This is a genomic window from Streptomyces hydrogenans (assembly GCF_014656075.1).
In the GTDB taxonomy this organism is placed as follows: domain Bacteria; phylum Actinomycetota; class Actinomycetes; order Streptomycetales; family Streptomycetaceae; genus Streptomyces; species Streptomyces hydrogenans.
Map to the genome: position 1 here is coordinate 1 of NZ_BNBS01000322.1, position 577 is coordinate 577.

Annotated in this window: 1 protein-coding gene and 1 pseudogene; both read left to right on the forward strand. The window is 71.1% G+C overall.

The window, feature by feature from the left end; translation table 11 throughout:
* Positions 1-280 (forward strand): annotated as a pseudogene (locus IE321_RS41665) (ABC transporter); the annotation flags it as partial.
* The coding region (locus tag IE321_RS41670; protein WP_190226803.1) for an ABC transporter permease at positions 277-577 on the forward strand (301 nt) is incomplete at its 3' end. The pseudogene IE321_RS41665 and the gene IE321_RS41670, both read left to right, overlap by 4 nt.

The following is a 577-nucleotide window of genomic DNA, read 5'->3' on the forward strand; positions in this document are numbered from 1 at the left end:
CGGCCACGTCCGCCTCCGCTTCACCGACCCCCACGCCTACCGCAGCGCCTCCGACACCCTCCAGGTGGCCACCCGGGACGACGAGGGACTGGCCCTCCAGATCCCCAGCGGCGGCACCCAGCGCGAACTGCGGTCCCTCCTCGACTGGCTGGACTCCGCCGGCATCGAGGCCGACGAACTCACCGTGCACACCCCGGACCTGGACGACGTCTTCTTCGCCCTCACCGGTTCGGGCAAGAACCCCACCGTCCCCGGCCTGCCGCAGGAGTCCGCCCGATGAGCGCCCTCTCCCTCGCCGCCCGCGACTCGTCCACGATGCTCCGGCGCAACCTGCTGCACGCCCGCCGCTACCCGTCCCTCACCCTGAACCTGCTGCTCACCCCGGTGGTGATGCTGCTGCTCTTCGTCTACGTCTTCGGCGACGTGATGAGCGCCGGCATGGGCGGCGCCGACCGCGCCGCGTACATCGCCTACGTGGTCCCCGGCATCCTGATGATGACCGTCGGCGGCACGGTGGTCGGGACCGCGGTCTCCGTCTCCAACGACATGAGCGAGGGCATCATCGCCCGCTTCCGCA